This is a genomic window from Komagataeibacter melaceti (assembly GCF_003403295.1).
GTDB classification, from domain to species: Bacteria; Pseudomonadota; Alphaproteobacteria; order Acetobacterales; family Acetobacteraceae; genus Komagataeibacter; species Komagataeibacter melaceti.
Map to the genome: position 1 here is coordinate 14,068 of NZ_QUWV01000131.1, position 26,955 is coordinate 41,022.

The window sequence follows — 26,955 nt, forward strand, 5'->3', positions numbered from 1 at the left end:
ATGATGGTTTCCTGTCGCTGACCAGAAACAGGAACCTGCGTAACCATGCTTCTCAATACAATCGAACTCGGGCCGGAAAATGGTGACCTGTCCCGCCCGCCTGTCGTTTTCCTTCATGGTCTGTTTGGGCGCGCGCGCAATTTTGGCTTTTTCCAGCGGCGTATCGCGGCCACACGCCGCACGCTCGCGCTTGACCTGCGCAACCACGGGAAAAGCCCCCACGGCCCGATGGATTATCCCACCATGGCAGCCGACGTACACGAAACACTTGCCGCGCATAATGCCCTGCCCGCAACGGTCATCGGCCATTCCATGGGCGGCAAGACAGCCATGATGCTGGCACTCCAGCACCCGGCTGCCGTCCATTCGCTGGTGGTTGCCGATATCGCGCCGGGTCAGGGCGGGTTCGCGCAGTACAACCAGCTTGCGCGGGAACTGGCGGCATTGCCCCTGCCCGGTTTTCTGGACCGCGCCGGGGCCGAAGCATGGCTGGGACAGGTCATTGCCGACAAGCCGGTACGCGACCTCATGCTCATGAACCTTGACCTGGGGGAAAACCCGCACTGGAACATCGGGATAAACGAAATCACGGCCTCCATGCCCGCGATTGTCGGGTGGCCTGCCATTGCGCCGGGAATACATTATGATGGCCCCACCCTGTTTATCGCAGGCGGGCGCTCACATTATATCCAGCCCGATAATTACCCCGTCATGCGCCAGCTTTTCCCGCATTACCGGCTGGACACCATAAAAGATGCCGGACACTGGGTACATGCACAGGCTCCCGCCGCCTTTCTGGCGCTTGTGGACGCATTCCTGTCCACCTGATGGTCCTTTGCCCCAAACACCATACGCCCGCGAAACCGGCCTGACCGTGGACAAACCGATATGCGGGCGCATGTGTGGCGGTGGCGGATTAACGGAACACAAGCCCCCCATCGATCAGCACGGATTGCCCTGTCATGTAATCTGAATCCGGCCCGGCAAGCCATGCGACAAAGGCCGCCACGTCATCAGGCGTCTCGGCCCGGCCAAGCGTGATCCCGCTGACATATTTGCGGTAGGTCGCCCCCACTTCGGCACCGGTAGCTTCCGCCATGCGTTTGTCTATTTCCACCCACATGTCGGTTCCGACCACACCGGGGCAATAGGCGTTGACGGTAATGCCGAAGGGGGCAAGTTCCTTGGCCGCCGCCTGCGTCAGTCCCCTGACGGCGAACTTTGTCGCGGAATAGACACCAAGGAACGCATATCCTTCATGCCCGGCTATCGAGCAGGCATTGATGATCTTGCCGTTACGCGACTGTTTCCTGAACGCCTGGGCTGCGGCCTGTATGCCCCATAACGTGCCTGCCACATTGATCTGGAAAATACGGTCCATGTCATCAGGGGTAACGTCAAGCAGGGCTTTCACCTGTGCGATCCCGGCATTGTTGACCATGATGTCAACGCCACCCAACTGGTCCACGGCCTGATCAACAACCGAGAAGACCTGTTCACGCACACTGATATCCGCGCTGAGGGTCAGCGCCTTACGGCCCAGCGCCTCCACTTCCGTGCGCACATTGCCCAGACGCTCATGATTAAGGTCAACCAAGGCCAGATCCGCCCCCTCCCGTGCCAGACGCAGTGCGATACCACGCCCGATCCCCTGTGCGGCACCCGTAACAACGGCAACTTTCCCGACGAGAGACATGAATGTTCATCTTTCTTTTCAAGCCCATGCCACATGATGCGGCGGGGTACGAAAAACGCGCAGGCCATGCAGAAAGTTCAGGAAACCATAGTATTTACCCATGAATACACTGTTACATTGACTGAACAGGAATGTAACAGTCAAATACTGAACGACATGATATGGATACGCCTGCACCCTGTCAGAACGCAACGTTAAGGGCCGTGCTGAGCACAACGGCATCCTTGAACACCGTCGTGCCGCCTACGTGGTTGACGTACTGGAAGTCTGGCTTGATCGACAGGCCATCGAGAATATGAACACCGTAATAGGCTTCATATATCGTCTCATGGCCCTGAATACCGTACGGCACGCCAAAATTGCCGCCCGGCAGGGCCAGGCCATGGCTGGCCGCCAGTTCCTGAGACCTGATGGCGGAGCGGCTGAAACTTGCCCACAGGACGGCAATGCCCACGCTGTCCAGCGGGCGGTGCCACAGCGCGCCCGTATCCATAAGCACGGCGACAAGGGTATGATTGACCTGTGATGTCTGGCCGGACGCATAAGCGTAATATCCACCCAGAATAAGGCCGTTCATGTCACCCGCGCCCCGACGCACCAGCATCTGGTCGGTTATGACCCAGACCGATGTCTGCCCGCTCTGCTTGCGCGGGGCCAGACCGCTGACCACCCATGGTTCACCGTTCACACCTTCATAAAGGTCATTGTAGCGGGAATTGTCATACATCCCCCCCAGCTTGTAATGGCCGACAAGATGGTCACGGCCAAATGCCGGTATCCAGCCGATTTCAACCTGCGTGGAGAGCTTGCCCAGCCCATCCTGCCCCCATGACCAGCCGGAAATGCCGCCGTTGTACGCATGGGGTGAAACCGCAAACAGCCCCCCCATGACATAGACCTGCTTTATCGGCATGACACGCAGCACGGTGCCAATATTACCTGACGGCCACCCCCGCGCACCCGCCAGATACTTGGTGGGGGATTCCCCACCACATAGCCAGACGTTCATGTAGTTGCAGACCCATGGGGAGTTCTGGAAAAACGCGCCGGTGGGTATCCAGCCAACCGACAGGTCAACCCTGTGGTCAAGCCATGCCTTCTCGAAATAGGCCCAGACAAGATGGGCGATGACATTGCCACGGCTGCCATAAATCTGCTGCACCTGGTTGCCGTTATCCCCAAAGATACGGCTCAGATTGCGGCCATTACCGTTAATGACCAGCAGATGCAGCCAGAAATCCTTGGCCCATGCACCGGGGTGCAGAAGCTTGTCCCAGTCAACATCCAGCGTGGATGCCACCTGGCCGGTCCCGGTGTAATCCTGTTTTTTGCCGCCCGCCACATTGCCTGCAATGTCCTCATACACATCAAAGGCCAGATAGAGCCCGCGCTTCTGGAGCCATGGCTGCGCGCCGCCCCAATCCCCCAGCAGGTGCGTCGTGCCGAAGGGCGGACCGAACGAGGGCGGACCATAGGCCGCGTTCAGGAAGCCCGGAATTGCTTCATAAACAGGGGTTGTGGGCTGGGTTTCGGCATATGGTGTGGGGTTTGATACCTGTGGAATCTCCGGCTGCTTTTTCGGCCCTACAATGCCGCGCAGCCACGCAGGCAGGTCAAGATCCTGCAGGGCGGTTGCCGGGGGTATCTGCGCCGTCGCAGTACTGGCCGCCATGCCCGGATTACTGGACAGGAGCATCAGGCCAAGACACGCCGTCATCACACATTGCAGAAGACTGGCCCTGACAGCATAAAAGGATCGACAGGCAAGTGACATAAGTAATGATTCATGAGGAACGTGCATGCCCTAAACCTCACGTAAATGAATATCGTGAACCAGGAAGCAAACCTGTCCTGCATGGCCGCGCACGGGGCGCGACCACGAATGGACCGCACGCCATGACCATTGCCAGACCAGCCTGCCCCCTCCCGGTGGGCATGGCTGGGACATCGGGAATGTCGTGCTTTTTATGGATGTGTATGTGGGTCTGTTTCTGTCTGGCCCGTGATTATTTTATTTTTTGTTGAACCATGAATGGGACGACCTGTTACTTTTGCAAGTATTCCGGACAGGCCATGATGGCAGCATGTATGTCCATACCCCGCCATCACGGCCCCTGCCTTCAGCACTCCGGCCCATAGGGCAATCGTGATTATTGTGGCTGCGGATTATCCTTTTTCTTCTTGCCTGAAAATCATTGCAGCCAACCAACAAACGTCAGGTGATCCAATCCGTTCGCCCCCGTTCCCGGAAACGGAAATTTTCTTCATGCCATCCCCACCGGGAAGATGCCCTGCACTTGAAAATTTCTGCCCTTGATAACGGTATTTCCCATATCAGGTTGCGCCATGCCGTTTGGTTATCTGCAATCCGCAAACAACTGCAGAAACCAGAAAAGTGCAGGAATACAGCCATTTTCCTGTATCCATACAGCACGCCCTACCCCGCATGCGCGAAGACGTGATCCGCGCTGCCTTTCGTTGCAGTCATAAGATTTGTCAAAACAGTTTCACAGCACGTCGCCTTTTGCGGAAAAGACGGTGCCCAGAAACTCTTCTTGTTTTTCAAAGGCAGGTTATTTCAAAACGGCCTTCAGCTTACAGGCCGACCTTGCCCGCAGGTGTATCGAGAACAAGGTCCAGCAACTCGATATAGCCGCGCGTGCTGCGCGGGTCACGATGGCGGACATGGCGGCGGATTTCTTCTTCACGCACATCAGCCAGATAGGCTTCAGTAATAAACCCTGAACGCAGCCCGTGCGGGGTCAGGCGGGACAGCACTGCATCCGGCAGGCCCGCCATCGCACCCCGGCGTTGCAAAATCTGGCGCACGGCATCAGGGTGCAGCGCCTTCGCCCACACCCGGCCATGCGCATCCACCTTGCGAAACAGTGGTCCCGCCCCACGCCGGGCCACGGCCTGCCATGCTTCCAGCGCCCGGACCGGGCAGGTCTGGGCCTGCTGCCCGCGGGCAAGGCCGATTGTCACCCCCTGCCCGGTCTGGTCGGTCTTGCTTGAACGGATGTGTAGTTGCACGCCCTGTGTGGTGGGTGTCACATCCTCCACACACAGTCCCACCAGTTCGGAACGGCGCAGGGCGGCCGCAAAGCCTACAAGCAGCAGTGCGCGGTCACGGCGGCCACGGGCGGACAGGTCACAGGTGGCCAGCAACTGGCGCAGCAGGTCCCGCCGCACGGCCACCGGCTTGCTGACCGCCCGGCGCTGCGTACGCAGCACGCCCTGTAGCGGCCCCTGAATGTCGCGATGCCCCGGGTTCCACGGCAGGTCCCCAAAACGGTGAGCCTTGCCAATGGCGGCCAGCCTGCGGCGGATGGTGGTGGGTGCGAAATCTTCGGCCAGACTAGCCAAATAGGCCCCGACCACCCTTGGCGCGGCAGGGAGCGGGCAAAAACCGGTTTTCTGGCACCAGGACTGGAAATGCGCCCAGTCGGCACGATAGGCGCGCAGCGTGGCGGGGGAAGTCGCACGCCGGGCAAAGCCGGTCGCCACATCCAGCGCCGCGACCCCGGCTGGCGTCAGGGCCGCATGCGCCGCCCCATCAACCGACAGGCCGTGCGTAGGGAGGGGAGACGGATCGGACGACATGGGGAGCACGATGGCAGGCAGGCCAGCATAACTCAAGCCTGCCCGATACCAGCGCCTCGCCGTGTGCCCTATTTGACGCCGAGGTAATGGATGCCGCGCCTGTCGGCCTCGTCATGGGCTTCCTCGTAGCCCGCATCGGCATAGCGCATGACACCAAGGCTGGTATCATTGGTCAGGGTTTTCTGAAGCCGTTCATCCGCTTCCGCCGAACCGTCAGCAACCACGGTTATGCCCGAACTGGTCATGTAACCGGCATATCCGCCACCGCCGGAATGGATCGCAACAAGGTCCGCCTGCGAGGAGCAGGCCAGCATGGCGTTGAGCAGCGGCCAGTCGGCAATGGCGTCCGAACCGTCCTTCATGTTCTCCGTCATGATGTTGGGATGCGCCATGGCGCCGGCATCCAGATGGTCGCGCGTAAAGGCCACCGGGCCGGACAGGATGCCCTCACGCACCATGCGGTTTACGGCAAGGCCGACCATGGTGCGGGATTCATGGCCGATCCATGCAATCCGCGCGGGCAGCCCCTCAAAGGGAATGTACTGCCGCGCAAGGGTGATCCAGTTGACGACGGATGCATCATCCGCAAACGTTTCAAGCAGGTAATCATCTATCTTGCGGATGTCCTCGGGATCGTTGGACAGCGCAATCCAGCGGAACGGACCAATGGCGCGGGCAAAAAGCGGGCGCAGATAGGCTTCGGTAAAGATGGGGATGTCAAACGCATCGCTCACCCCGGCCTTGTGCGCCTGCGTGCGGATGAGGTTGCCATTGTCAAAAACAACCGACCCGTTTTTGCGGAACGCCAGCATGGCGCGCACATGCCGCACGATGGACTGTGAGGACAGTTCCATCAGCCGCTGCGGCTCATCACGGCGCAACTGCTCGACATCCTCAAGGCTGATCCCGGCAGGAATATAGCCATAAACCAGATCATGGGCCGAAGTCTGGTCGGTCACGATGTCGGGCGTGATGCCGCGTGCCAGAATCTCGGGGAAGATTTCGGCCGCGTTGCCGGTAAGCCCGATCGAACATGCCTCCCCACGGGCCTGCGCGGCCGTGACCATGGCCAGCGCCTCATCCAGCGTATCGGCCCGGTGCTGGAGATAACCGGACTGGATACGCTTTTCGATCCGTTCAGGATTGATCTCGACACACAGGATGACCGCACCCGCCAGCCGCCCGGCCAGCGGCTGTGCGCCCCCCATGCCCCCCAGCCCGGATGTCAGGATCAGGCGACCGGCAAGGCTGCTGTCAAAATGCTGCTCGGCAATGCGGCGGAAAATTTCATAGGTGCCCTGAATGACACCCTGTGAGCCAATGTACTGCCAGTCCCCCGCCGTAAGGCCGCCCCAGCAGATCAGGCCCATCTTTTCCAGCCGGTAGAATTCCTCCGCCTTCGCCCACTGGCCGATCATGTTGCAGTTCGCCATGATGATGATGGGCGCGCCCGCATGCGTCTTGACCACGCCAATCGGCTTGCCTGACTGGACAATCAGCGTCTCGTCATCCGCCATGGTCTTCAGTGTCGCTACAATGGCGTCATGCGCGGGCCAGTTGCGCGCGGCGCGGCCAAGGGCTGCATAAACGACCAGGTTGTCCGGGTCCTCGCCCACGCTCAGCACGTTTTCCAGCAGGCGCAGCAGCCCTTCCTGCCGCCAGCCCCGACAGCGCAGCGTGTTGCCCGATGTGACTTCAAAGCGTCGCTGCGTCATGATTCCTGTGTCTTTCCTGCTATGGCATAGGATGCAAGTTCGATACCCAGCGCGCGCTCGACCGGGGGATAGACCGCCGGGTCAACGACGCTGGAAGAAAGGGGAAACTTCGTTTTCTCGACATGAAGCACAAGGATCTCCATGCCTTCCTCCACCTCGCCCACGCTCAGCGGGTAGCCGGTGGGGTCGAGTGTGGTGATGACATCGGGAAAGGAGGCAAGACGCTGCCCGTCCGGTGTTTCCACCGCCATGTATTCGTTCATGACATGCAGCACCACGGCGGATTCACCGGAACCGACGGTTATGGTCCCGATATCAAACGCTTCATCGGTGTAGCGCACATTCTTGGCGGTGACGCGCCCCTGCGCCATGATCCGCCCGTCCAGTTCGCGCACGATGGCGTCGATCACGGCATGGCCACTCTTTTTTTCCGCCTCCAGCACGACTTCACCCAGCTTCAGCGCGCGTGAAATACCTCCGGCGGCGGCATGGGCGCGCACATAGGAGGCTGGCAGGGGATTGCGGCATGAGGCGATGAACCCGCCCGACATGTCCGATGCCGTGCGCAGGATGGGCGAGATACGGGCCGTGGCCCCTTTCGCCACCATCTCGATATAGGCGTTATGCGCCCGGTTGCCGCCCACGACCGCCTGGATCATGGGCAGGGGGGAATTGGCCATGCCGATCGAACCCATGTCGCCCGTGGGGTGGGCGCGCATGTCACCCACCGCATCGACCACCTTCGTGCCCAGAATGGCACCCGGCAGCCACGCATTGAGGGTGCTGGACTTACCGTTCTGGCCAATCATCAGGCCATATATCGGCGCACCCAGTTCCTTCTGCACCAGTCGCACGGCATTGACGTAATCAACGCCCAGCATTTCCCACTGCGTGGTGCTGGCAGGTGCGCCGATGGCGGCCGCCGTGGCGATGATGGCGCCATCGGCAATTTCATCCATGCTGACCAGTTCGGGCCGCCCGGCATTGACGGCGGCGGTGCCCAGCATGCGGCCATGTTCGACCCATCCGCCACCGCCACAGGCAAAAATTGAACCGCCGCGAATGGCGGCCTCGACATCTCTGGCTACAAGTATTCTACCCACAGTCGGACCTCGTACAGGAAGTAAGGGGTTAATTTCGTATGTATTCAGCTACTGGCGTCGGTCGCCATGATTGCATCGGCCAGCACGCGCGTGCCGTTGGCGGCATCATGTGCCGTGATCCATTCTTCCGGGTCATGGCTGCGGCCGTCACGGCAGGGAATGAAAACCATGGCGCTGGGGGCCACGCGCGCAATGAACGCCGCGTCATGCCCCGCACCCGAGACCATGCGGCGCGATGACAGGCCCAGCGCACCCGCCGCCGCCTCAAGCCTGCCGGCAAGGACCGGGCTGCAGGCAACGGGGGGTGAGTCGGACTGGATTTCAAAGCGTGCCAGTGTCACGTCACAGGCCACGGCCTGTTCTGTGGCGACGGCGCGCAGCCGGGCCAGCAGGCGTTCACAGGCATCGCGTTCGCTCACGCGGATGTCGATCACCAGCCGGGCCTGACGCGGGATGACGTTGGATGCATTGGGCAGTACCTCCACAATGCCGCATGTTGCCGTGACATGCCCCCTGCCCGCCCGCGCCGCATCGCGCGCCAGATGCGAGACGGCGGTAATCAGACCCGCCGCCGCGACCATGGCGTCACACCGGCAGTCCATGGGGGTCGTGCCCGCATGGTCCGCGCGACCGGAAAAAATGACCTCGATGCGGGTGACGCCCACAATGGCCTCGACAATGCCGATCTCCGTGCCCTCACGTTCCAGCACGATACCCTGTTCGATATGCAGTTCCATGAAGGCTGCAATATCGTGGCGCTGCGCGTGAGACAGCCGGGACGCATCGCCCCCCATGCGGTCTATCGCAGCAGCCAGGGTTTCCCCCCATGGCGCCTGCAGGGCCAGGTGCTGTGGGGTCAGGCAATCGGTCATGCCGCGACTGCCGATGCATGACAGGCCGAACTCGCTCGGCTCCTCCGCCAGGAAATCGGTCACTTCAAAATGATGCGCCAGCGTAACACCGGCATCACGCATCGCGCGCGCGATCTCCAGCCCCGCCAGCACGCCCAGTATGCCATCAAACCTGCCGCCACCGGGCACGGTATCGGAATGGGAGCCGGTCATGATCGTCCGCGCATCGGGCGACTGCGCGCCGCGACGCCCGATCAGGTTGCCCGCCGCATCAATCCGGCACGCCAGCCCCGCCTGTTCGAAACGATGGCGAAGCCATTCACGCCCTTCGAGAAAACGCGGGGAAAAGGAGCGGCGGGTATAAGGCTGACCGGGGTCGGTCAGCGTTCCCAGTTCCATCAGATCATCCCACAGCCGCTCGGGCTGGATATGGGGTGAAAGGGCCTGCATGCTCATGCGCCATGCCTTTCGGGGGTGGTGAACCGGCCCGTTCCCGGTTCCGCCAAAACCTCCACGCCATCAAATACGCGCTGGCCACGCAGGTAGGTGGCGGCGATGCGCCAGTCCAGCGTCCGCCCCTCATAGGGGCTCCATGTGGCAAAGGCGTTGCCGCTGGCGCGCGGGTCATAGATCCATGTTTCAGGCCGGGCGACCGTGATGTCGGCATCACGCCCGATGGCAATGCCCCCCTTGCGGTCGGACAGGCGGAACAGGCGCGCCGGATTTTCCGCCAGCAGCCTTGCCGCGAAGGTGGCCGGAAGCCCACGGCGCGACAGTTCGGTCAGGAAAAGCGGGTACAGAACCTCAAGCGATGGCGCGCCGGAGGCGTTTTTCAGCATGTTCGGGTCGGTCTTGCGTTCCTCGCTCCATGAAACATGGTCGGTTGAAACCACCGTCACGTTCCCCGCCACCAGATGCGCCCATATGCCCTCGACCTCGCTCCGGGGGCGGATGGGCGGGTTGATCTTGGCCTTGCCGCCCAGACGCGCGACATCATGTTCCTCATCCAGCGTCAGGTAGTGGATGCAGGCCTCGATGGTAGTATCAAACCCCTGCCTGCGGTACGCGGCGCAGAGTTCGTAGCCACGAGCGATGGAGGCATGCACCACATGGGCCGAACAGCCGGTCGCCGCCGCGATTTCATAAATCTCGGACGTAGCCAGTGCTTCGGATAGTGGCGGGCGGGACAGCCCATGCGCACGCCAGTCGGTAATGCCGGATTCCGCCACGCGGCGGATATGGGCGCGCACCATCGCGTCATGCTCGTTATGCACACCGGCGGCCAGACCGCAGCGGGCAACCGCGGTGAAACATTCAGCCAGAAGATCAGCGGGGATGCGCGGGAACCGCTCGGGGTCGGTGCCGAAGGTGGAGAACTTGAAGGCACAGGCCCCCGCCGCCGCCATGTCGGCAATATGGGCCGGGCCATCGGCGGGTGCTATGGTGCCCCACAGGGCAAAATCCACACGGGCCTGTTCGGCAGCCTCCCGCGCCTTGAGCCGCAGGCGGTCAGCGGTACAGACCAGAAAGCCATCATCATACGGCATGTCGGCAATGGTGGTGATCCCCCCCGCCGCGGCGGAACGCGTGGTCCAGATGAAGTCTTCCTGCCCCTTCTGCGAGCGGGAATGGACCTGCGCGTCAACCCCGCCGGGAAGAAGCAGGGCGTCACCATAATCCTGCGTTTCCGCCGCCTGTGGGGCTGCCCCCTGCCCGAAGCGGGAAATACGGCCATGATCGACCGCGATCCAGCCATCATGCAGTATTCCCGCGCAGGTCACGACCGTTCCGGTCAGGACAAGTTCATGCATTTTCATGATGCTCCTGCAAGATGCCGTCAGCCCCGAACAGAAGGGCGGAAGGGCCAGATATTTCGGTTGCGCCGGTGAACAGGACCTCACGCGCGGCGTCAAAAACTGTGCATAGCGGGACCAGGTCGGTCACGGGCGCGATCCGGGTCGCCAGTCGCGCATGCAGCCGCCCGGCCATGCCGTGCAGGGTGCTTTCATTGCCCGCCAGATGCACGGCCTGAAAGGCGGTCACGGCTTCCTGCGCGACCAGCCGGCGCAGCAGGCCGATCTGCAGTTCCAGCGCGCGCCCGGCCATGGGCAGGTAAGAGGCTTCATCCTCCACCCCGTTGGCCACCGGCACCTGATAGAGCGAGGCAGGCGCCGCCTCACGCAGGATTCGGGTGCCCAGATCGACCGCCAGCTTTGTCGCGGCGCCGAAGGCGATGTCATATCCCGCATGCAGGGTAAGATTACGCGGCAGGCCGGACAGGTCATCACGGCACAGGGTCAGAATACGCCCCATGGACCCGCGCGCGTAATGCGCGACCGCCTGCAGCAGCATCTGCACATCCAGCGTCAGTTCCAGCGGGAGCGACCCGCCGGAGGTCAGGATCTCGTCACCCACCAGCAGCGGGTTGTCATCACAGTGGTTGAAGGCATGGCGCAGCGCCGCATCCACCCGCAGCAGGGCCGAAAGCAGCGCGCCCCCTGTCTGGGGCAGGCAGCGGAAGCATAACGGGTCCTGGATATGCCCGCGTGAAACCCATGCGTCATCATCCATCGCCTGCATGACGAAGGTGGCCACGCGCCTTTCGGCAGGCGTGCCATTGGCCCGCACCGCCTGCCATGGCGCACGGAACGCACCAAACCCGGCGCAGGACAGGCCATACACCCCAAGGCTCACCGGCAATGCCTGCCGCAGTTCCATCACCGCAAGCGCAACGGTGGCGACCGACAGCGCATTGCTGGACAGCACCGTCATGATGTCCTTCGGCCCGGGGACGAAGGGCGACAGGCCATGACGGCGCAGCATGGCCATGGCGGGCTGGGGCGTGTCATACCCCGGTACCATTACATCCCCATCGCCCAGCAGCGCCTTGCCGATATGTGACATCAGCCCGACATCCGCACACCCGATGGAGCCATAGATGCGCACAACTGGCGTAATACCCGCATTGAGCAGGTCACGCAGCGCCACCGCCAGGGCGGGGGAAGCCCCCGTCTGCCCACTGAGCAGCCCGTTGAGGCGAATGGCCATGGCGGCCCGCACCTCACGCACGGCAAAGGCGGGCCCGGAACCCAGTGCATGCGAACGCAGCAGCCGCCGGGCATAGGCGGTCGTGTCATCCGTGGGAATGTCACGGTCCTTGAAGGCGCCGACCATGCTGGTGGTGCCATAGACCTCACCGCCTTCCGCCAGCAGTTCCAGCAGGACGGCATGGCTGGCGGCCATCCGTTCCATCCCTTCGGCCGAAAGGATGACGGGCGCACCATCCGCTATCGCGGCAACCTGTGCCAGGCACAGGTCATGTCCCGTCAGGACCACATCGGTGGCGTGCTGCATCATGCAATCTTCCATGCAGGTAGTTTCGCATTTATATCATTGGCGGTCTTATGCTTATCCCTGCGCAAGCTATGCCTCCGGCTGCACATCATGCGTCGGGCCAACATATCTTGCGCAGGCCACCAGGGCCGCCAGTGCGGGAATGGCCGCGAACGCGACATAGAAAGCGGGTGCCAGAAGCATATGCTGCCGTGCGCCGAGCATGCTCAGGAACGCAGGCGCAAAACCGCCAAAAACCGTCATCGCGGCATTGTAGCTGATGGCGATGCCACTGGCGCGGACCTGACGGGGGAAAAGGCTGGCAATACCCAGCGGGGCCACGCCCACATACAGCGCCACGAGCAGGCACAGCCCGGTCTCGACCCCCACCATGGCCAGCAGGCCGGGATGAGGTGGCAATGCCGCGGTCAGCATCATGGGCACGACCGCCAGCGCAAGCGCGCTACCGGACAGCATGCGCCATGCCCCGATCCGGTCCGCCATCCTGCCCGCCAGCAGCGATCCGCCCACCAGCGCCAGGTTCCCGGCCATGAAGGCGACATAACTGGCATGGGCCGAAACACCAAAGGCCGTCTGCATGTAAAGCGGGAAATAGATGATAAGGCTGTACGGCGCTGCTGCCCACAAAATGGACATGCACAGCGCCAGGGCAATATTCCTTTTGTATTTACCAAACAGTTCGGACAGGACCGATATGTTCCGGCCTGCCGTGGGCGCGGGCATGTCCGGCATCATGGAGCGACGCAGGTAGATCCCGACAGGGATGATGGCCAGTCCGATGGCGAATGGCACACGCCAGCCCCACGCACCCAGTTGCGCATCCGTAAGGATGGTCGTCAGTACTGCCGCGACACCCGCGCCAAGGATGTTGGACAGCCCCATCGTGGCCTGCAGGAACGAACCCGACAGCCCGCGCAGGTGACGTGGCGCCTGTTCATTGAGAAAGGCCGTGGCACTGCCAATCTCACCACCCGCGCATATTCCCTGCAACAGCCGCGCGCAGCACAGCACGAGAATGGACAGCCGCCCGATGTGGGCATAGGGCGGGTCCAGCATGATCAGCGCCGCCCCCACCCCCATGAGAACACATGTGACCGACAGGGCCTTGCGGCGTCCATGCCGGTCCGCATAAAGCCCCAGCACGAACGCACCCAGCGGGCGCGCCACCGCGCCCAGACCGAAAACCAGCAGGCTCTGCGCCAGTTGGGAAAACCCGTCGGCCGAGCGGAAAACCGCCTCCCCTATATAGCGGGCAAACAGCGCATAGACCGTAAAATCGTACCATTCCAGAAGGTTGCCGACGGAAGCCGCCATAATCAGGTTACGATGTCGCATGGGGGGCGTCTGCACGGCGTTTGTCCTTCATCACGTAAAATTCCTTCCTGCCCCAACTGCATCAGCGGGGCAGGAAGGCATGCCGGATGGATCAGAAATTGGTGCTGATCGTACCGAAGAACTGCCGGGGCGCCCCCATCAGGAAGTAGTTGTAGCCCGCGGTAAAGGTATTCCCCAGTTCGTTCGTGGTTGCGGCATAGGTCTTGTTGAACAGGTTATAGACATTGAAGCTGGCGTTGATGCCCTTGAGGAACTTGTAGTCCCCGAAGTTGTAATGCATGCCGAAATTGGCCAGGAAGTAACCGGGCACATGCGCATCGTTGGTATAGGTAAGCTGGCGGCTGGAGATGTAATTCCCATCCAGGTTCGCCTTGAAGTGGTGCCAGCTATAGGAAATGCTGCCCTTGTACATGAACGTGGGATAGTTCGGTATGAGCTTGCCACGGGTCGGCTCAAGGCCGGCACTCGTCATGACGTTCTGGTCGTACGTGGAATGGGCATAGGAAAAGGAGTTGTAGATCGACAGCCCATTGGTCGGGCGCACGGTAAAGCTGGCTTCCGCCCCGTTGGTGGTGACACCGCCCACGTTGCTGATCGCGGTCTGCGCGTTGATCCCGTGGTTGGATGTGATCAGCTGCAGGCGGTTGGAGAAGTTGACGCGGTAGAGCGAGACCAGCCCGCTGAGCATGGGCGTGGTGTAGCGGTAACCCAGTTCGTAAACCCAGTCCTTTTCCGGGCGTAGCTGGTTCTTGGTGGACTGGAAGGCGGTCTGCGTTTCCGTCCACGGGGTGGCGGAGACGTTGGTGGTGAAGCCATCTTCAGGATAGGTACGCATGTTCTTCGAGACATCGAAGAACAGTTCATGATGCGGCAGGAAGCGCCATGCGGCGGAGACCTGCGGCAGGAAGGCATCAGCCGCCGTCAGGTTGCCCTGTGCGATCAGCCCGCCATTGGCCGCGACATTCTGTGTCGGCACGGTATTGCCCGCTGAGACGATCATGGATTTGAAACCTGCATTGATCTTCAGGTTCTTCATGACCTGGAATGTATCCTGCAGGTGGAACGTGAACGTGTTGCTATGGAAGATTTCCTGCCATGGCGTGGCGAAGACGTTGGAGGGATAGCCATCGGTCGGGTTGCCCAGCGTACCCTGCCCCAGCAGCGGGGCCTCGGCAAAGGAGCGCCCTTCGGTAAAGCGGCCATATTCATACCACACACCGGCATTGATCTTGTGCCGCGCAATGCCATAGGTCACGGCGGAAAGGAAACCGCCGCGCTGGATGCCCGGGTCCTGCACACGCTGCGACAGCGGCGCACCGTTGGGTGAGGGCATGTACGGCGTGGTCCATGTGCTGTAGCCGCTATCGCCATGGCCATAGACCGTTGTTTTCCAGTTCAGGTGGGATGTCAGGTTTTCATCAAGCGTGATCCCGCCAAAGTAATCCACGCGGTTGGCGGTGCCTGCATAGTAAGCGGCATCATACGGGTCGTTGGATTTCTGGTACTGCGCGGGATAGATGCCCTGCGCGGCCTGATAGGCGGCAGTATAGTTGGGGTAATAGTTGGAAAGCTTGGGGCCGATCGTGCTCAGGTAGTTCTGGGTCATGTCCTGGTAGTCGAACTGCTGGGTCGAGCTCCAGTCAAAAAACGCCTTGATGGATGACCCGTTGGCCAGTGGCTGCACGATCTTGGCGTTGACCTGATCGGAATAATCGTAGCCGCCACCCTTCCACAGGTTCATGTCCGTACGGGCATAGGATGCGTAAAAGCGCGTGCCGCTGCTGTTCAGGTCACCACTGTTGATGCGCGCGAAGGTGCGGAAGGTCTGGTTGCTGCCGAAGGTCTGTTCCACCGTGCCCCCACGGGTGTGGGAGGGGTCGATGGAATGGAACTGAATCGCACCGCCAAGGTTGCTGTTGGACGCCACATCCACCGCACCGGCACCCTGTGACACATCTGCCCCGCCCACGTTGTCGGTCGTGATGGCGCGGTTGATGCTCAGCCCGTTATAGTTGTTGAACTGCTGGTCACCCAGCGGGATGTCATCAAGCGTGAAACCGATCTGGTTCTGTGAAAAGCCGCGCATGTACAGCGAGCTTGAATATTCATACGACCCGAACGGATCGGCGGACTGGTACACAATGCCCGGCAACTGGTTCAGCACCTTCATGGGGGAGGTGCCGGGCACGCTCTGTTCCATCATCGAGCGGGTTACACTGGTCATCTGCCGCGTTGACCCATGGCCGAAAACCGCAATGGTCTCGCTTGCCTGATGCTTCAGGACCGCCTGCGCGCGCTTGGTGTGCGCCTTTGTTGTGTCAGGGGAATGGGTGGCATGCTCCGCTGGCGGTGCATCAGCGCCCCATGCGTGGTAGGGTGCAAATGCTGCTACGGTGGCCATTAGTGTCGAACGTGCCAGATTTTTCCGGAAGTCCATACTTGTGTATCCTTTATCCTGCACCCGGACCCGATGGATATGAGGGTGAATATTCCGAAAGGCGCCTGAACTATTCGTTCAGGCCGTACTGATAAATTCCGGCGCACAGAAAACCGATGGCGCCAGCAACAAGCAGGGACGGAACAAACGAGCCGAAGTGATCGGCAATCATTCCGGTCAGGGCGGGCGCAAGCGCGCCACCCAGTGAGCCCCCTGTATTCTGAATTGATTCCATGGTGGCCACGCGGTCCTCGGCCACGATGACCGCCCCCAGCGCCCAGCCGCAGGTCATGGCGATCCCGCCGGAAAACAGCGCCACGCAGATCAGGGCAACGGACACGCCCAGCGATGGAATGACCGCCGCCATGACGGTCGCGACAGAGGCGCAGACCAGCCCCCAGACAAGGGGAATACGGCAGGCCGCGACGGGCGACATGCCCCTGCGTCCCAGCCGGTCAGTCAGGAAACCGCCCAGCACGCTACCAAAGAAACCGAACAGCTGGGGCAGCGCGGATAACAGCGCCGCCTGCCGTAGCGTAAGGTGATGAACCTTCTGCAGGTAAGCAGGCAGCCACGCGCCATAGAGCCAGGTAATATAGATCACCCCGACAAAACCCGTGGTCAGCACCCATGTCGAACGCTGCCCCAGCAGATAGGACAGATGGGCGCGTGTGGGGATCTGCCGCACAGGGGCGGGCACGATCCGGGCAGGGTCGCGATAGACGGCAAGCCAGACAAAGGCCACCACCAGACTGGCGCACCCGACAGTAATGAACATGTCCCGCCACCCCCACACGCTCATGATGGCGAGCAGCAGCGGCGGCGCGATGGCTGGCCCCAGCGTGGAGGATGCGTTGAACAGCCCGATGGGGCCACCACGTTCCTCCGGCCGGAACCAGCGTGTGATCACGCTGGTTCCGGCAAGGAAAAGCGGGGCCTCCCCTGCCCCGAGCAGCGCACGGCAGATGAAGAAAGCCCACACGCCCGAAGCCAGGCCGAAAGCAATCTGTGCCAGTGACCAGACAACCAGGCTGATCCCCAGCACAAGGCGGCCGCCCCAGCGATCGGACAGAAGCCCCGCCGGAATCTGGAACACCAGATAGGCCCATGCGAAGGCCGAGAGCATCCAGCCCATCTGCGTATCGGAAAAGTGCATGTCGGCCACGATTGCCGTATTGCCCACCGATAGCGCGGAACGGTCGATGTAGCTTATGCCACCGGCTACGACCAGCAGCGCCACGACCCCACGCCGCCGCCACAGGCCGCCAACCGGACCGGAAAAGGTCATGGCGTTCATGCCGCACTCGCCTGCGCCGGGCGTGAACGGATGGTGGCGTTGCGTGAGCGCTGTGACTGTATTTCCATGATGCTGTTCTTCAGGCGCTCAATACTTGCCATGTCGGCATGACTGGCTTTCCACACCAGTCGGGTTGTCATCCGGTAGCGCCGTGGCAGGGGAATGGCGCGCACATTGGCCGCATGGAACGACCCGGCCGGAAGCAGCGCACAGCATGTGCCATCAATGACAAGGCGCAGCAGCAGCGACAGGGACTGCGTTTCCACCACGCCCGCCGGTACGATGCCTTCGTTTTCAAGGAACATATCGGTCAGGCGGCGCAGGCCGGTACCAAAACCGGGCACGGCGAGTACATGCGCGCCCATGATGGTGGGCAGCGACATGGCGGCGGATTCCGTACTGTTCATGGGCAGCACGAGAAAGAGGTTCTGCGTTTCCACATCAACCGACTGGAAGTGCGATGGCAGGTCAACCAGATCGCACAGCCCCACGTCATAATCCGCATTGACCAGACCCGTTATGATGGTGGGCGCTGCGGTGGTGGAAATGGTCAGGGATGGTGAAAAGCGTTTTTCACGCCAGTAACGCACCAGCCTTGCCAGCAGGATGGTAAGCGAACTGTCGGGGCTGGAGGGCATCATGGCCGCAAGGTGCAGCGCCCGGGTCTGAAGGAAGTAGCTGATGTTTTCATCCTTCATGATCCGGCGGTACATCCGGTCTATGGACTGGCAGCCCTGAATGAGCAGGCGTGCGGCGGCAGTCGGCTGCACGCCGCAGGTTGAACGGACCAGCAGCGACGTGCCGACAATGCTTTCCAGCTTATGGAGCTGCCGCGTAACCGTGGGCTGGGTCAGCAGCAGCTTGCGCGCCGCCCCCGCGATGCTGCCCACGTCGCACACGGTCAGGAAATGACCGATCATGCGCAGGCTCAGGTTGGAGCGCAGGATGCGTTGCAGGCTCTCATCCGACAGGCCGGGAAAGGTGACGCGCCGGTCGGAATAAAGATTGAGGGCAAGCCGGGGGGCACGCATCGTCTTGCCCGAAAGCAGGTCGGCGCACCAGTGCAGCAGCATGACGGAGGAACGGTAGAGATTCTGCCCATACGCCGTGGTGATGCCGGTATGGTTCCGCCGGCGCACGCCACGCGTAATAAGCGGGGCCGCCATGGCGTGTTCCAGCGCGGATACGGCGTGACTTATGGTGGACTGGCTGACATTCAGGACGGACGCGGCATCATGGGTTGATTTATGGTCAACCAGCGAGACGAAATAGATTAACGCGGACAGTTCCATCTCTTCCCCATCATGCTTCTCGTGGCGTCCGGCCGGTCCGGCAACGCAGGTTGTATGTTACAGGCAAAATACACACAAATCATTCTGTTATTTTAAGATAACTCCACATGAGTGTGTCTTATTTTAAAATACAGAGAATTTACGTTTAATTCATCATGTATGATTTCCCTGATCCATGATCCCCATGTTCAGCAGTTTTCAGCCATTTTTACGATATAGCAGGAAGTTTCTGACCCGCAACAAATACGCATAAAAAGGTATAGAAAGTGCAAAATAAGGTATAACCCTTCATGTGCTCATGGGGTGCGGGAACGGAAAACCGATCTGAAATCGTAACATATTATCCGCACATACCCGAAATCCGCCCGGTAGCCGAACGTGTTTTTTCACAAAGCCGGGGGACCCGCCTGCCGGGCGGGAACGGTAAGCAGGCGGGAAGAAACCTGCCCGCATCCCTGCCACCAGATACGACATCGGCCTGCCCCCACTGTAGGGGCAGGCCGTGTATCAGGTCATGGGCAGGAGGCGTGTCAGGTCAGGTCACGGAAAGTCCCGGCCTTCAGGCTCGCCTCGATCTTCTCCAGGGAGTGCCCGCGCGTTTCCGGCACGTAACGCCAGACGAACATAAAGGCGAGGAAATTGATGCCGGCATACATCCAGAACGTACCCGCCGCCCCCAGCGCCTGCACCAGCGAAAGCGTGGTCAGTGAAATCAGCAGGTCCGCCGACCAGTGGGTCGCGGCCACAAGGCTCATGCCCTTGCTGCGGCATGACAGGGGGTAAACTTCCGCCCCCACCAGCCAGATGGCCACCGACAGGCTGCCCACGTTGAAAACGGCATAGCACACGACCGCCATGGCCGTGATCCATGTATTGATCCCGCTGGTCGAGCCGATGGCGAACATCACCCCCAGCACCACAAGCGAAATGACGGCACCGGGAATGAGCCGCAACAGCAGCCTGCGCCGCCCCCATGCATCCACCGCCCAACTGCCAAAGGCGGTGGAGATGACCATCGCAACGCCAATGGCGATGGATGTCAGCAATGCCGAATTCTGGCCAAACCCCACCCCGGCAAAAATGGTGGGGGCATAATACAGCACCGCGTTGATGCCGGTAATCTGGCAGAACAGCGCCACCCCTACCGACGCCACCACGGCCGGGCGCACCCATGGCTGCAGTAGCGCGGACCATGGGGCCTGCTCATCATGCATGGCTACGATCGTATCAAGCTCCGTACGCGCCGCAGCCGGGTCACGCCGCAGCCGTTGCAGGACCTCGAACGCCCCCTCCAGGTTGCCTTTCATGGCCAGCCAGCGCGGGCTGCGCGGCAGCAGCGACATGCCGACAAACAGGATGACCGCCGGTATGATCCCCAGCCCGAACATGAGCCGCCAGCTCTGGTTACGGCACAGATACCCCGCGATGAAGGAGACCAGAATCCCGAACACCACCGCAAGCTGGAACAGGACAACCATCTGCCCGCGCGTCTCACGCGGGGCAATTTCCGCGATATAGACCGGCACGATCTGCGAACACATGCCCACGGCCAGCCCGAGGATGAACCGCGCCAACACCAGCAGCCCCACCGATGGCGAAAGCGCGGCGACCAGCGTGCCAATGATAAAGACCAGTGCCGCGAACATGATCATGTACCGCCGCCCCAGCCGGTCGGACAGGGGTGCCGCCACCAGACAGCCCCCCAGCGCGCCCGCCACGATGGCCGAGGTCACGACCTGCTGGCCCAGCGTATCAAGCGCGAAATCGGGCGTGATCTGCAGCAGGGCGGCGGATATGATGCCGGTGTCATATCCGAACAGCAGGCCACCCGTGGCGGCCACCGCCGCGATCAGGTTGACGATGCCGGAGCCCGAAGCCGTCTGGCCGTCATGCGCCATCTATCTGCGTTCCTTCATCCTGCCGCCGCCGGGACTTTATTTCAGGGGTATGCGCACCACGAGCCAGGGGCGTTCCTGCATGTCGCGTCCGTTATGGAATACGGGCAGCCGCCCCCACTGCCCCACCGTCAGCCACAGGCTGTCCCCTTTGATCGCAAGCCCGTCCGGCGCGATCAGGCGCGGGTCATGCGCCAGGACGGACAGGTGCCCGTCCGCCGTGCGGCGCAATACGGCGTGGCGTTCAATATCGGTCAAGTACAGAGTATTGTCGGGTCCGGTCGCCATGCCATCGACAACCGCATCCTCTCCCTCATCCCGCACGGACTGTTCCAGTTGCGCGGGGGACACGGCGGCATCGGCCAGCATGGCCGTAGGCGCGCTGTACAACCGGCGGCTGGAAAGGGGCTGCCAGTAAAGCCGTCCTGAATCCGTACTCAGCGTCACGCCATCTATCCCCCCCTGCCCCATGACCGGGTGCGCCATGTCATAGCGCAGCATCTGCCCGTCAAGTTCCATGGCAAAACCCGGCTCGGCACGGGTCGAGGGTGCGTTTTCCAGCACGCGGCGCGCGTAACCTGTTGCAATATCAACAACAATAATGGCCGGATGGTCCATAAGCGACGTATCGCTTACATAGGCCGTGCCCTGTGCCCCATGCGTCATGTCCACGCGCACGTCATTGACGTGGCTGTCCGGGCGGGTGGCCCCACTGCCCAGCGCGATGGTGGCCACGATCCGGCCGGTCTGCCCGTCCAGCCCGATCAGCGCGGGGGTGGGCGGCTGTTTCTGCCCCGCGACGGTTCCCTCATCCACCACCCATAACCGGCCTGTGGCATCGACCGTCATGCCAAGGGGGGAAATGAAACGCGACTGGGTTGCCGCATCGGGAAAGGGAACGGCCTTCCCGTCACGCAACTGGGCCAGGCGGGGGCCGGCATGATCGGCGGCACTACGGGGAAAGGCGAGGATGATCCGCCCGTCACGCAGTACCGCGATGCCCGATGGCTGCATGTCCGCAAAGCGCGCCATGACCGTGATATTGCCGCTGGGCGCTGCCCCATGGTCCACACTATCCGCCGCGAACGCGGTGCCGCAGGCCAGCATCGCCAGCACGGCGGCAGCACCGCAGCGATGGAAAACCGTGTATAACAAGCCTTTTTTCATAACAGTCCGTCCACTTTCCTGTTCCTGCACGATTTTTGGCCCCATGGCCCGGAAGTGGCCACCTGTTTTTTTCACCCATGCCCGCGCCGTCAGGCCACGGGGGCATCCATTGCGCCACGGATGGCGGGGTAGAGCGCACGGTAACGGGCCAGCGAAGCCGCATAGCTGGCGGCAAGTTCCCTATCGGGCACCAGTGTTTCCTCACGGGGCTGTGGCAGGCAGACGGCATCCACGGCTTCGCCCGTTACGGCGATGCGCGCAAGCCGGGCCGCGCCGAACGCGCCGCCCTGTTCCCCATGCGCCAGCCGGTGCAACGAAAGTCCCGTGACGCTGGCCAGTATGGACACCCAGATACGGCTGTTGGAACCACCGCCAATCACATCCGCATCGCGCAGGGTGGAGCCTGCATCCGCCAGCGCATCCACGACATCGCGAAACGAGAACGCAACCCCTTCCAGCACCGCCTGCGTCATGTCGGCACGGCTGGTACCATGCGACAGACCGGCAAAAACCCCACGGATATTGCCATCATTATGCGGTGTGCGCTCACCTGAAAGGTAGGGCAGGAAAATGACGGGGGATGGCCGCGCAATATGTTGTGGCAGTTCCGCCAGCAATGCCTGTTCTGCCATGCCGGTGGTCCGCGCCCACCATGCAAGGGCGGACGCGGCGGAAAGGGTCACCCCCATCTGGTGCCACATACCGGGCACCGCATGGCAGAAGGCATGGATACCGCCCTGTGGATGCGGGCGGAAGCGATCCGTCGTAACCCACAGCACCCCCGACGTTCCCAGTGAGAGGAAAGATGACCCGGCCGTAACCGCGCCAAGCCCCACCGCACCGGCGGCATTGTCACCCGCGCTACCCGCCAGCACCGGGCGCGACGCCATGCCCCACCGCCCGGCCAGACCGGCATGCAGCGTGCCCGCCCGCGCCGTTCCTTCCACCAGTTCTGGCATGGCGCTGCGCGGGAGTTCGGTTGCCGCCAATGCCTCATCCGACCACTGGCGCGCGCCCACATCCAGCCACAGGGAGCCGGATGCGTCGGACATGTCGTCAATCATCTCGCCGGTCATGCGGTAGCGCAGCCATGCCTTGGGCAGCAGGACATGCCGGGTGGCGCGAAAGATGTCCGGCTCATGCTCCGCCACCCATATCAGCTTGGGGGCCGTAAAACCGGGCATGGCCATGTTGCCGCAGATTTCCCGGCTTTGGGGAAACCTGTGCTCAAAGGTCAGGCATTGCGGGGCCGCACGCACGTCATTCCACAAAATGCACGGGCGCAGCACGTTTCCATCCCCACCCAGCAGGACCGCGCCATGCTGCTGCCCGGACAGGCCGATGCCCTTTACCGCCGCCATTTCGCGCGGGTGGGCGTGGGCAAGGGCATCCATTGTGGCAAGCAGGCCGGTCCACCAGTCTTCCGGCGCCTGCTCGTTCCAGCCGGGATGCGGGGAACTGACACGTAATGGATATGTGTGGCTGCCGACAACACGCTGGCTGTCATCCACAAGAACGGCCTTGAGGGCGGACGTACCCAGATCAATTCCGACAAACATTATTCTTCCCATACCGTGACTGTTGTTTCAGTCCGGCTTTTTCTTTTTGCCGCGTCTTTAATCAATACAAGTGAACACACATGACCTGCCATGTGGCAAGCGTGCCTTACACACCTTGTGGTGAGGATCATTACGGGAAATTTCTTCCCACATCCCTGAACCCGGCAGGTGCAACGCAAAGTATGTAGCCGGGCGAAATCTGTTTTAATTGTGGAACTGGCAGTAAAATCAGTTTTACTTTTCGGGCTGGCCCATAAGCCATTCCCCGTAACGGACAAAGGGGAGAAGCCATCACGCCCCTCCCCTTTCCCTGTTCATGGATGATATGGATGGACCTGGGTCCGAACAGCCTGCCTGTCAGGCCGTTTTGACAAGATCCGGGCTTTTGATGAAGTCGGTCACCAGCGTGTTGAATGTGCTGGCGGCTTCCAGTTGGGGCATGTGGCCGATATCGGGCAGGATATGCCGCACGATGCCTGCGGGCAGGTTTTCCGCCTCGGCCGCGGGCAGGATCTCGTCTTCACGCCCCCAGATCACGGTTATGGGCAGGCTTGCGGATTCCAGCACCGGGCGCAGGTCATCACCCTGCCTGCCATTGGGGAAGCACGCGGCCGAAATGGTGCGCAGTGCGGCTTCCGCCCCATCAAGACGCTTGTAACGCAGCACGTCATCCGCCATGCGCCGGCCAATGAGCGACTTGTCATGCACCAGGTATTTCAGGACATCCTGAAGTGTGCGCACGCGATCGGCCTCGATAAAGCCATTGATGAATTCCATGTTGATCTGCTGCCCCAGCCCGGCCGGGGCGACCAGCGTAAGCGAGGCGACGCTTTTCGGTGCCGTATGCGCCAGCGTCAGGGCGATACCGCCGCCGAGTGAATGACCAAGCACATGCACCCGCTCCAGCCCGAGATGGGCCAGAAGCTGCGCTGTGACCTCCGCAAAGAAGGCCAACGTTCCGGGGCCGACATCCTTGGATGAACCACCATGCCCCGGCAGGTCGAAGGCGATGACACGCCGCCCCTGCGCCAGTGCGGCATGGTTGAGCATCCAGTTCTTCAGGTCACCGCCAAAACCGTGAATGAGCACAAGGGGCGTCTCCTCCCCCTCACCCCGGTCATGCACGCGCAGCGTGTGGTTGCCCACCGTCACCATGACCGGCTCATCCGCCGGGGCATCCGCGTCCGCCCCGCCGGATGTGGCGGCGAAATCCGCCTGGAAACGGGTAATGAACGCATCAATGTCCGCATCCGGCACGGCTGCGTCGGCCACCACACCGATCAGCGCGCCAACCGGCAGCATCTCGCCATTCGCCGCGACCTGACGGCGCAGCCTGCCGGTCACGGGGCTTTCAAATGTGTTGGTGATCTTGCTGGTCTCGATATCCACCAGTTCATCACCGGTTTTTATGTCCGTATCGGCAGGGGCCATCCAGCCGGCAATCTTGCCTTCCGTCATGGCCAGGCCGAATTTGGGCATGGTAATAGGGATGATGTCCTGAGCCATATCAGACTTTCTCCACTACACGATGGTTCATGGTTGCGGTCACCGCCGCCTCGATCTTTTCCACGCTGGGCAGGTACAGCGTTTCCAGAACCGTGGCGAAGGGCACCGGGGTATGGGGCGGCACGACGCGGCGGATGGGCGCGCGCAGGGTATCAAACGCCTCTTCCGCCACCAGGGCCGCAATATCGGTCGCCATGTTGCAGCGCGGGCTGGATTCGTCAACAATGACCAGCCTGCCCGTATCGGCCACACATTCCAGTATCGTTTCCCGGTCAAGCGGGGACGTGGTGCGCGGGTCGATGACCGTGCAGCTTATGCCCTTCTTCTCCAGCCGGTCAGCGGCCTGGTTGGCAAGCCCCACCATGCGGCCGAAGGCGACGATGGTGACATCATCCCCCTCACGCGTCAGGTTCGCTTCCCCCAGCGGGATGGTATAGGCCTCATCGGGCACTTCATCCTCGTCATCATACATCACCTTGTTTTCAAGGAAGATGACGGGATCATCATCACGGATGGCGGAAATCAGCAGGCCCTTGGCTTCATAAGCCGAAGACGGCACGACAACCTTCAGCCCGGGGATGTGGGTGAACAGCGGATACAGCGCCTGGCTGTGCTGGGCGGCGGCATTGAACCCGGCACCGTACATGGCGCGGATGACCAGTGGCGTGCGCGCCTTGCCGCCAAACATGTACCGGAACTTGGCCGCCTGATTCATGATCTGGTCGAGGCAGCTCCCCACAAAATCGACAAACATAAGTTCCGCAACCGGGCGCAGGCCCGTGACGGCGGCCCCGGCGGCAGCACCGATATAGGAGGCTTCGGTAATGGGGGTGTCGAGTACGCGGGTGTCGCCAAATTCCTCCAGCAACCCCTTGGTCACGCCCAGAACACCGCCCCACGCATCCGTTACGCCAGCCGACCCGCCACGGCCACCGGCCACGTCCTCACCCATCAGGACGACGGTGGGGTCACGGCGCATTTCCTGCCGCAGGGCCTCGTTAATGGCCTGACGAAAGCTTTTCCTGCTCATTGTTCGTTTCTTTCGTTCTTGAAGGGATCGGCTCAGTACCGGACATACACATCAGCCAGCAGGTCGGGGGCCTGCGGCAGCGGGTCGTCCTTCGCCTTCATGACGGCGGCCTCGATCTCGTCCGCCACGGCGGCGTCGATTTCATCCAGCACGCTGGCGTCAAGCAGGGCCGCCTGTGTCACACGCTCACGGAACATCTTGAGGCAGTCATGCTCGCTCCGGGCCTTCGGCACTTCATCCGGGGCGCGATAGGTCATGGCGTCCCCTTCAAAATGGCCGTACCAGCGTGTCAGGTGCACATGCAGCATGACCGGCCCCTTGCCCGCGCGCGCATGGGCAATCGCCTCACCCGCCGCCTGGTGTACGGCAAAATAGTCCGACCCGTCACATTCAAGATACGGCATGCCAAACCCCGCCGCACGCGCCTGCTGGGTGCCTGCACAGGCGTAGGACGAACTTGTGGCCTCGCCATAGCCATTGTCCTCCACCACGAAAACGGCGGGCAACTGCCAGACCATGGCGAGGTTGAGGCTTTCGAGCGTCGTGCCTTCGTTGGAGGCTCCATCCCCGTAAAAGGCAACGGCGACCCCACCATCACCCAGGGTCTTGTGCGACAGCGCCGCCCCGCAGATCAGCGGTGGCCCGCCCCCCACGATGCCATTGGCCCCCAGCATGCCGCAGGTCAGGTCGGCTATGTGCATCGAGCCGCCCTTGCCCCGGCACACGCCGGTGCTGCGCCCGTAAATCTCGGCCATCATGCCGCCCACTTCCACGCCCTTGGCAATACAGTGGCCATGGCCGCGATGGGTGCTGGCGATGGTGTCATTATCCGTCAGATTGGCGCACACCCCCACGGCGGAGGCTTCCTCGCCGCAATAAAGGTGAACGAAACCGGGAATTTCGCCGGTTGCGAATTCAACATGCAGACGCTCTTCAAACATGCGGATGGTGCGCATGGCCCTGTATGAGCGCAGCAGCGTTTCACGCGCTATTTGCATGGGTGTTTCCCCTGTTCTTTACTGGTCCCGCCCATCGGGCACGACAGGGCCGCGAGCGGGTACACACGCAGCACACACCCCCGGTGAACAACCGGGCAAGCATGGCCCGCTGGCTTT

At 61.8% G+C, this 26,955-nt stretch carries 19 protein-coding genes; 1 reads left to right on the forward strand and 18 read right to left on the reverse strand.

From position 1 onward, the window contains the following. The first annotated feature begins 45 nt into the window (after positions 1-45). On the forward strand, positions 46-828 hold the full coding sequence (locus DY926_RS13490) for an alpha/beta fold hydrolase (RefSeq protein ID WP_116703836.1): 783 nt from the start codon (positions 46-48) through the stop codon (positions 826-828). A gap of 88 nt (positions 829-916) precedes the next feature. Here DY926_RS13490 and DY926_RS13495 read toward each other — a convergent pair whose 3' ends face one another. From DY926_RS13495 to DY926_RS13580, 18 genes are all read right to left on the reverse strand, one after another. Beyond that, positions 917-1,696 (reverse strand): acetoin reductase, encoded by a 780-nt coding sequence (locus tag DY926_RS13495; protein WP_116703837.1) that lies wholly within the window; start codon positions 1,694-1,696, stop codon positions 917-919. A 181-nt stretch (positions 1,697-1,877) separates the two neighbouring features. Further along, the gene (locus DY926_RS13500) at positions 1,878-3,413 is read right to left on the reverse strand and encodes a carbohydrate porin (protein ID WP_241503222.1); all 1,536 of its coding nucleotides are present in this window, start codon (positions 3,411-3,413) and stop codon (positions 1,878-1,880) included. Positions 3,414-4,291: 878 nt separating this feature from the next. Further along, positions 4,292-5,335 carry a site-specific integrase gene (locus tag DY926_RS13505; protein ID WP_241503223.1) on the reverse strand — a complete coding sequence of 348 codons (1,044 nt, stop codon included), beginning with the start codon at positions 5,333-5,335 and terminating at the stop codon, positions 4,292-4,294. 32 nt (positions 5,336-5,367) lie between these two features. Next, positions 5,368-7,014: a urocanate hydratase gene (locus tag DY926_RS13510; protein WP_116703838.1), complete on the reverse strand. Its 1,647-nt coding sequence runs from the start codon at positions 7,012-7,014 to the stop codon at positions 5,368-5,370. After that, entirely contained in the window at positions 7,011-8,117 is a 1,107-nt protein-coding gene (locus tag DY926_RS13515; RefSeq protein WP_116703839.1) for a DUF917 domain-containing protein, read from the reverse strand. Before DY926_RS13515 ends, DY926_RS13510 begins: the two co-directional genes overlap by 4 nt. A 44-nt stretch (positions 8,118-8,161) precedes the next feature. Further along, positions 8,162-9,424 carry a Zn-dependent hydrolase gene (locus DY926_RS13520; RefSeq protein WP_196778584.1) on the reverse strand — a complete coding sequence of 421 codons (1,263 nt, stop codon included), beginning with the start codon at positions 9,422-9,424 and terminating at the stop codon, positions 8,162-8,164. Further along, positions 9,421-10,785 carry a dihydroorotase gene (locus tag DY926_RS13525; RefSeq protein WP_116703841.1) on the reverse strand — a complete coding sequence of 455 codons (1,365 nt, stop codon included), beginning with the start codon at positions 10,783-10,785 and terminating at the stop codon, positions 9,421-9,423. The genes DY926_RS13520 and DY926_RS13525 overlap by 4 nt, the downstream gene beginning before the upstream one ends. Next, complete coding sequence (locus tag DY926_RS13530; protein WP_158552003.1) at positions 10,772-12,325, reverse strand: aromatic amino acid lyase; 1,554 nt, start codon at positions 12,323-12,325, stop codon at positions 10,772-10,774. The genes DY926_RS13525 and DY926_RS13530 overlap by 14 nt, the downstream gene beginning before the upstream one ends. 66 nt (positions 12,326-12,391) lie before the next feature. Further along, positions 12,392-13,672, reverse strand: coding sequence for an MFS transporter (locus DY926_RS13535; RefSeq protein ID WP_196778585.1), 1,281 nt, complete (start codon positions 13,670-13,672; stop codon positions 12,392-12,394). Between the two features lie 76 nt (positions 13,673-13,748). Further along, positions 13,749-16,094, reverse strand: coding sequence for a TonB-dependent receptor (locus DY926_RS13540; RefSeq protein ID WP_241503224.1), 2,346 nt, complete (start codon positions 16,092-16,094; stop codon positions 13,749-13,751). A gap of 70 nt (positions 16,095-16,164) precedes the next feature. Then, a complete protein-coding gene (locus DY926_RS13545) occupies positions 16,165-17,391 on the reverse strand; it encodes an MFS transporter (RefSeq protein WP_116703844.1) in 1,227 nt (408 codons plus the stop codon). Continuing rightward, positions 17,388-18,683, reverse strand: a complete 1,296-nt coding sequence (locus tag DY926_RS13550) for a LysR family transcriptional regulator (protein WP_116703845.1) — start codon at positions 18,681-18,683, stop codon at positions 17,388-17,390. Before DY926_RS13550 ends, DY926_RS13545 begins: the two co-directional genes overlap by 4 nt. 530 nt (positions 18,684-19,213) lie before the next feature. After that, positions 19,214-20,581 (reverse strand): sugar porter family MFS transporter, encoded by a 1,368-nt coding sequence (locus DY926_RS13555; RefSeq protein ID WP_116703846.1) that lies wholly within the window; start codon positions 20,579-20,581, stop codon positions 19,214-19,216. 36 nt (positions 20,582-20,617) lie between these two features. Beyond that, the gene (locus DY926_RS13560) at positions 20,618-21,745 is read right to left on the reverse strand and encodes an L-dopachrome tautomerase-related protein (protein ID WP_116703847.1); all 1,128 of its coding nucleotides are present in this window, start codon (positions 21,743-21,745) and stop codon (positions 20,618-20,620) included. Between the two features lie 89 nt (positions 21,746-21,834). Continuing rightward, positions 21,835-23,304 carry a xylulokinase gene (xylB, locus tag DY926_RS13565; RefSeq protein ID WP_116703848.1) on the reverse strand — a complete coding sequence of 490 codons (1,470 nt, stop codon included), beginning with the start codon at positions 23,302-23,304 and terminating at the stop codon, positions 21,835-21,837. 357 nt (positions 23,305-23,661) lie between these two features. Further along, positions 23,662-24,810 carry an acetoin dehydrogenase dihydrolipoyllysine-residue acetyltransferase subunit gene (locus DY926_RS13570; protein WP_116703849.1) on the reverse strand — a complete coding sequence of 383 codons (1,149 nt, stop codon included), beginning with the start codon at positions 24,808-24,810 and terminating at the stop codon, positions 23,662-23,664. Between the two features lies 1 nt (position 24,811). Next, positions 24,812-25,840 (reverse strand): alpha-ketoacid dehydrogenase subunit beta, encoded by a 1,029-nt coding sequence (locus DY926_RS13575; RefSeq protein ID WP_116703850.1) that lies wholly within the window; start codon positions 25,838-25,840, stop codon positions 24,812-24,814. 32 nt (positions 25,841-25,872) lie between these two features. Beyond that, positions 25,873-26,838, reverse strand: coding sequence for a thiamine pyrophosphate-dependent dehydrogenase E1 component subunit alpha (locus tag DY926_RS13580; RefSeq protein ID WP_116703851.1), 966 nt, complete (start codon positions 26,836-26,838; stop codon positions 25,873-25,875). Positions 26,839-26,955: the final 117 nt, after the last annotated feature.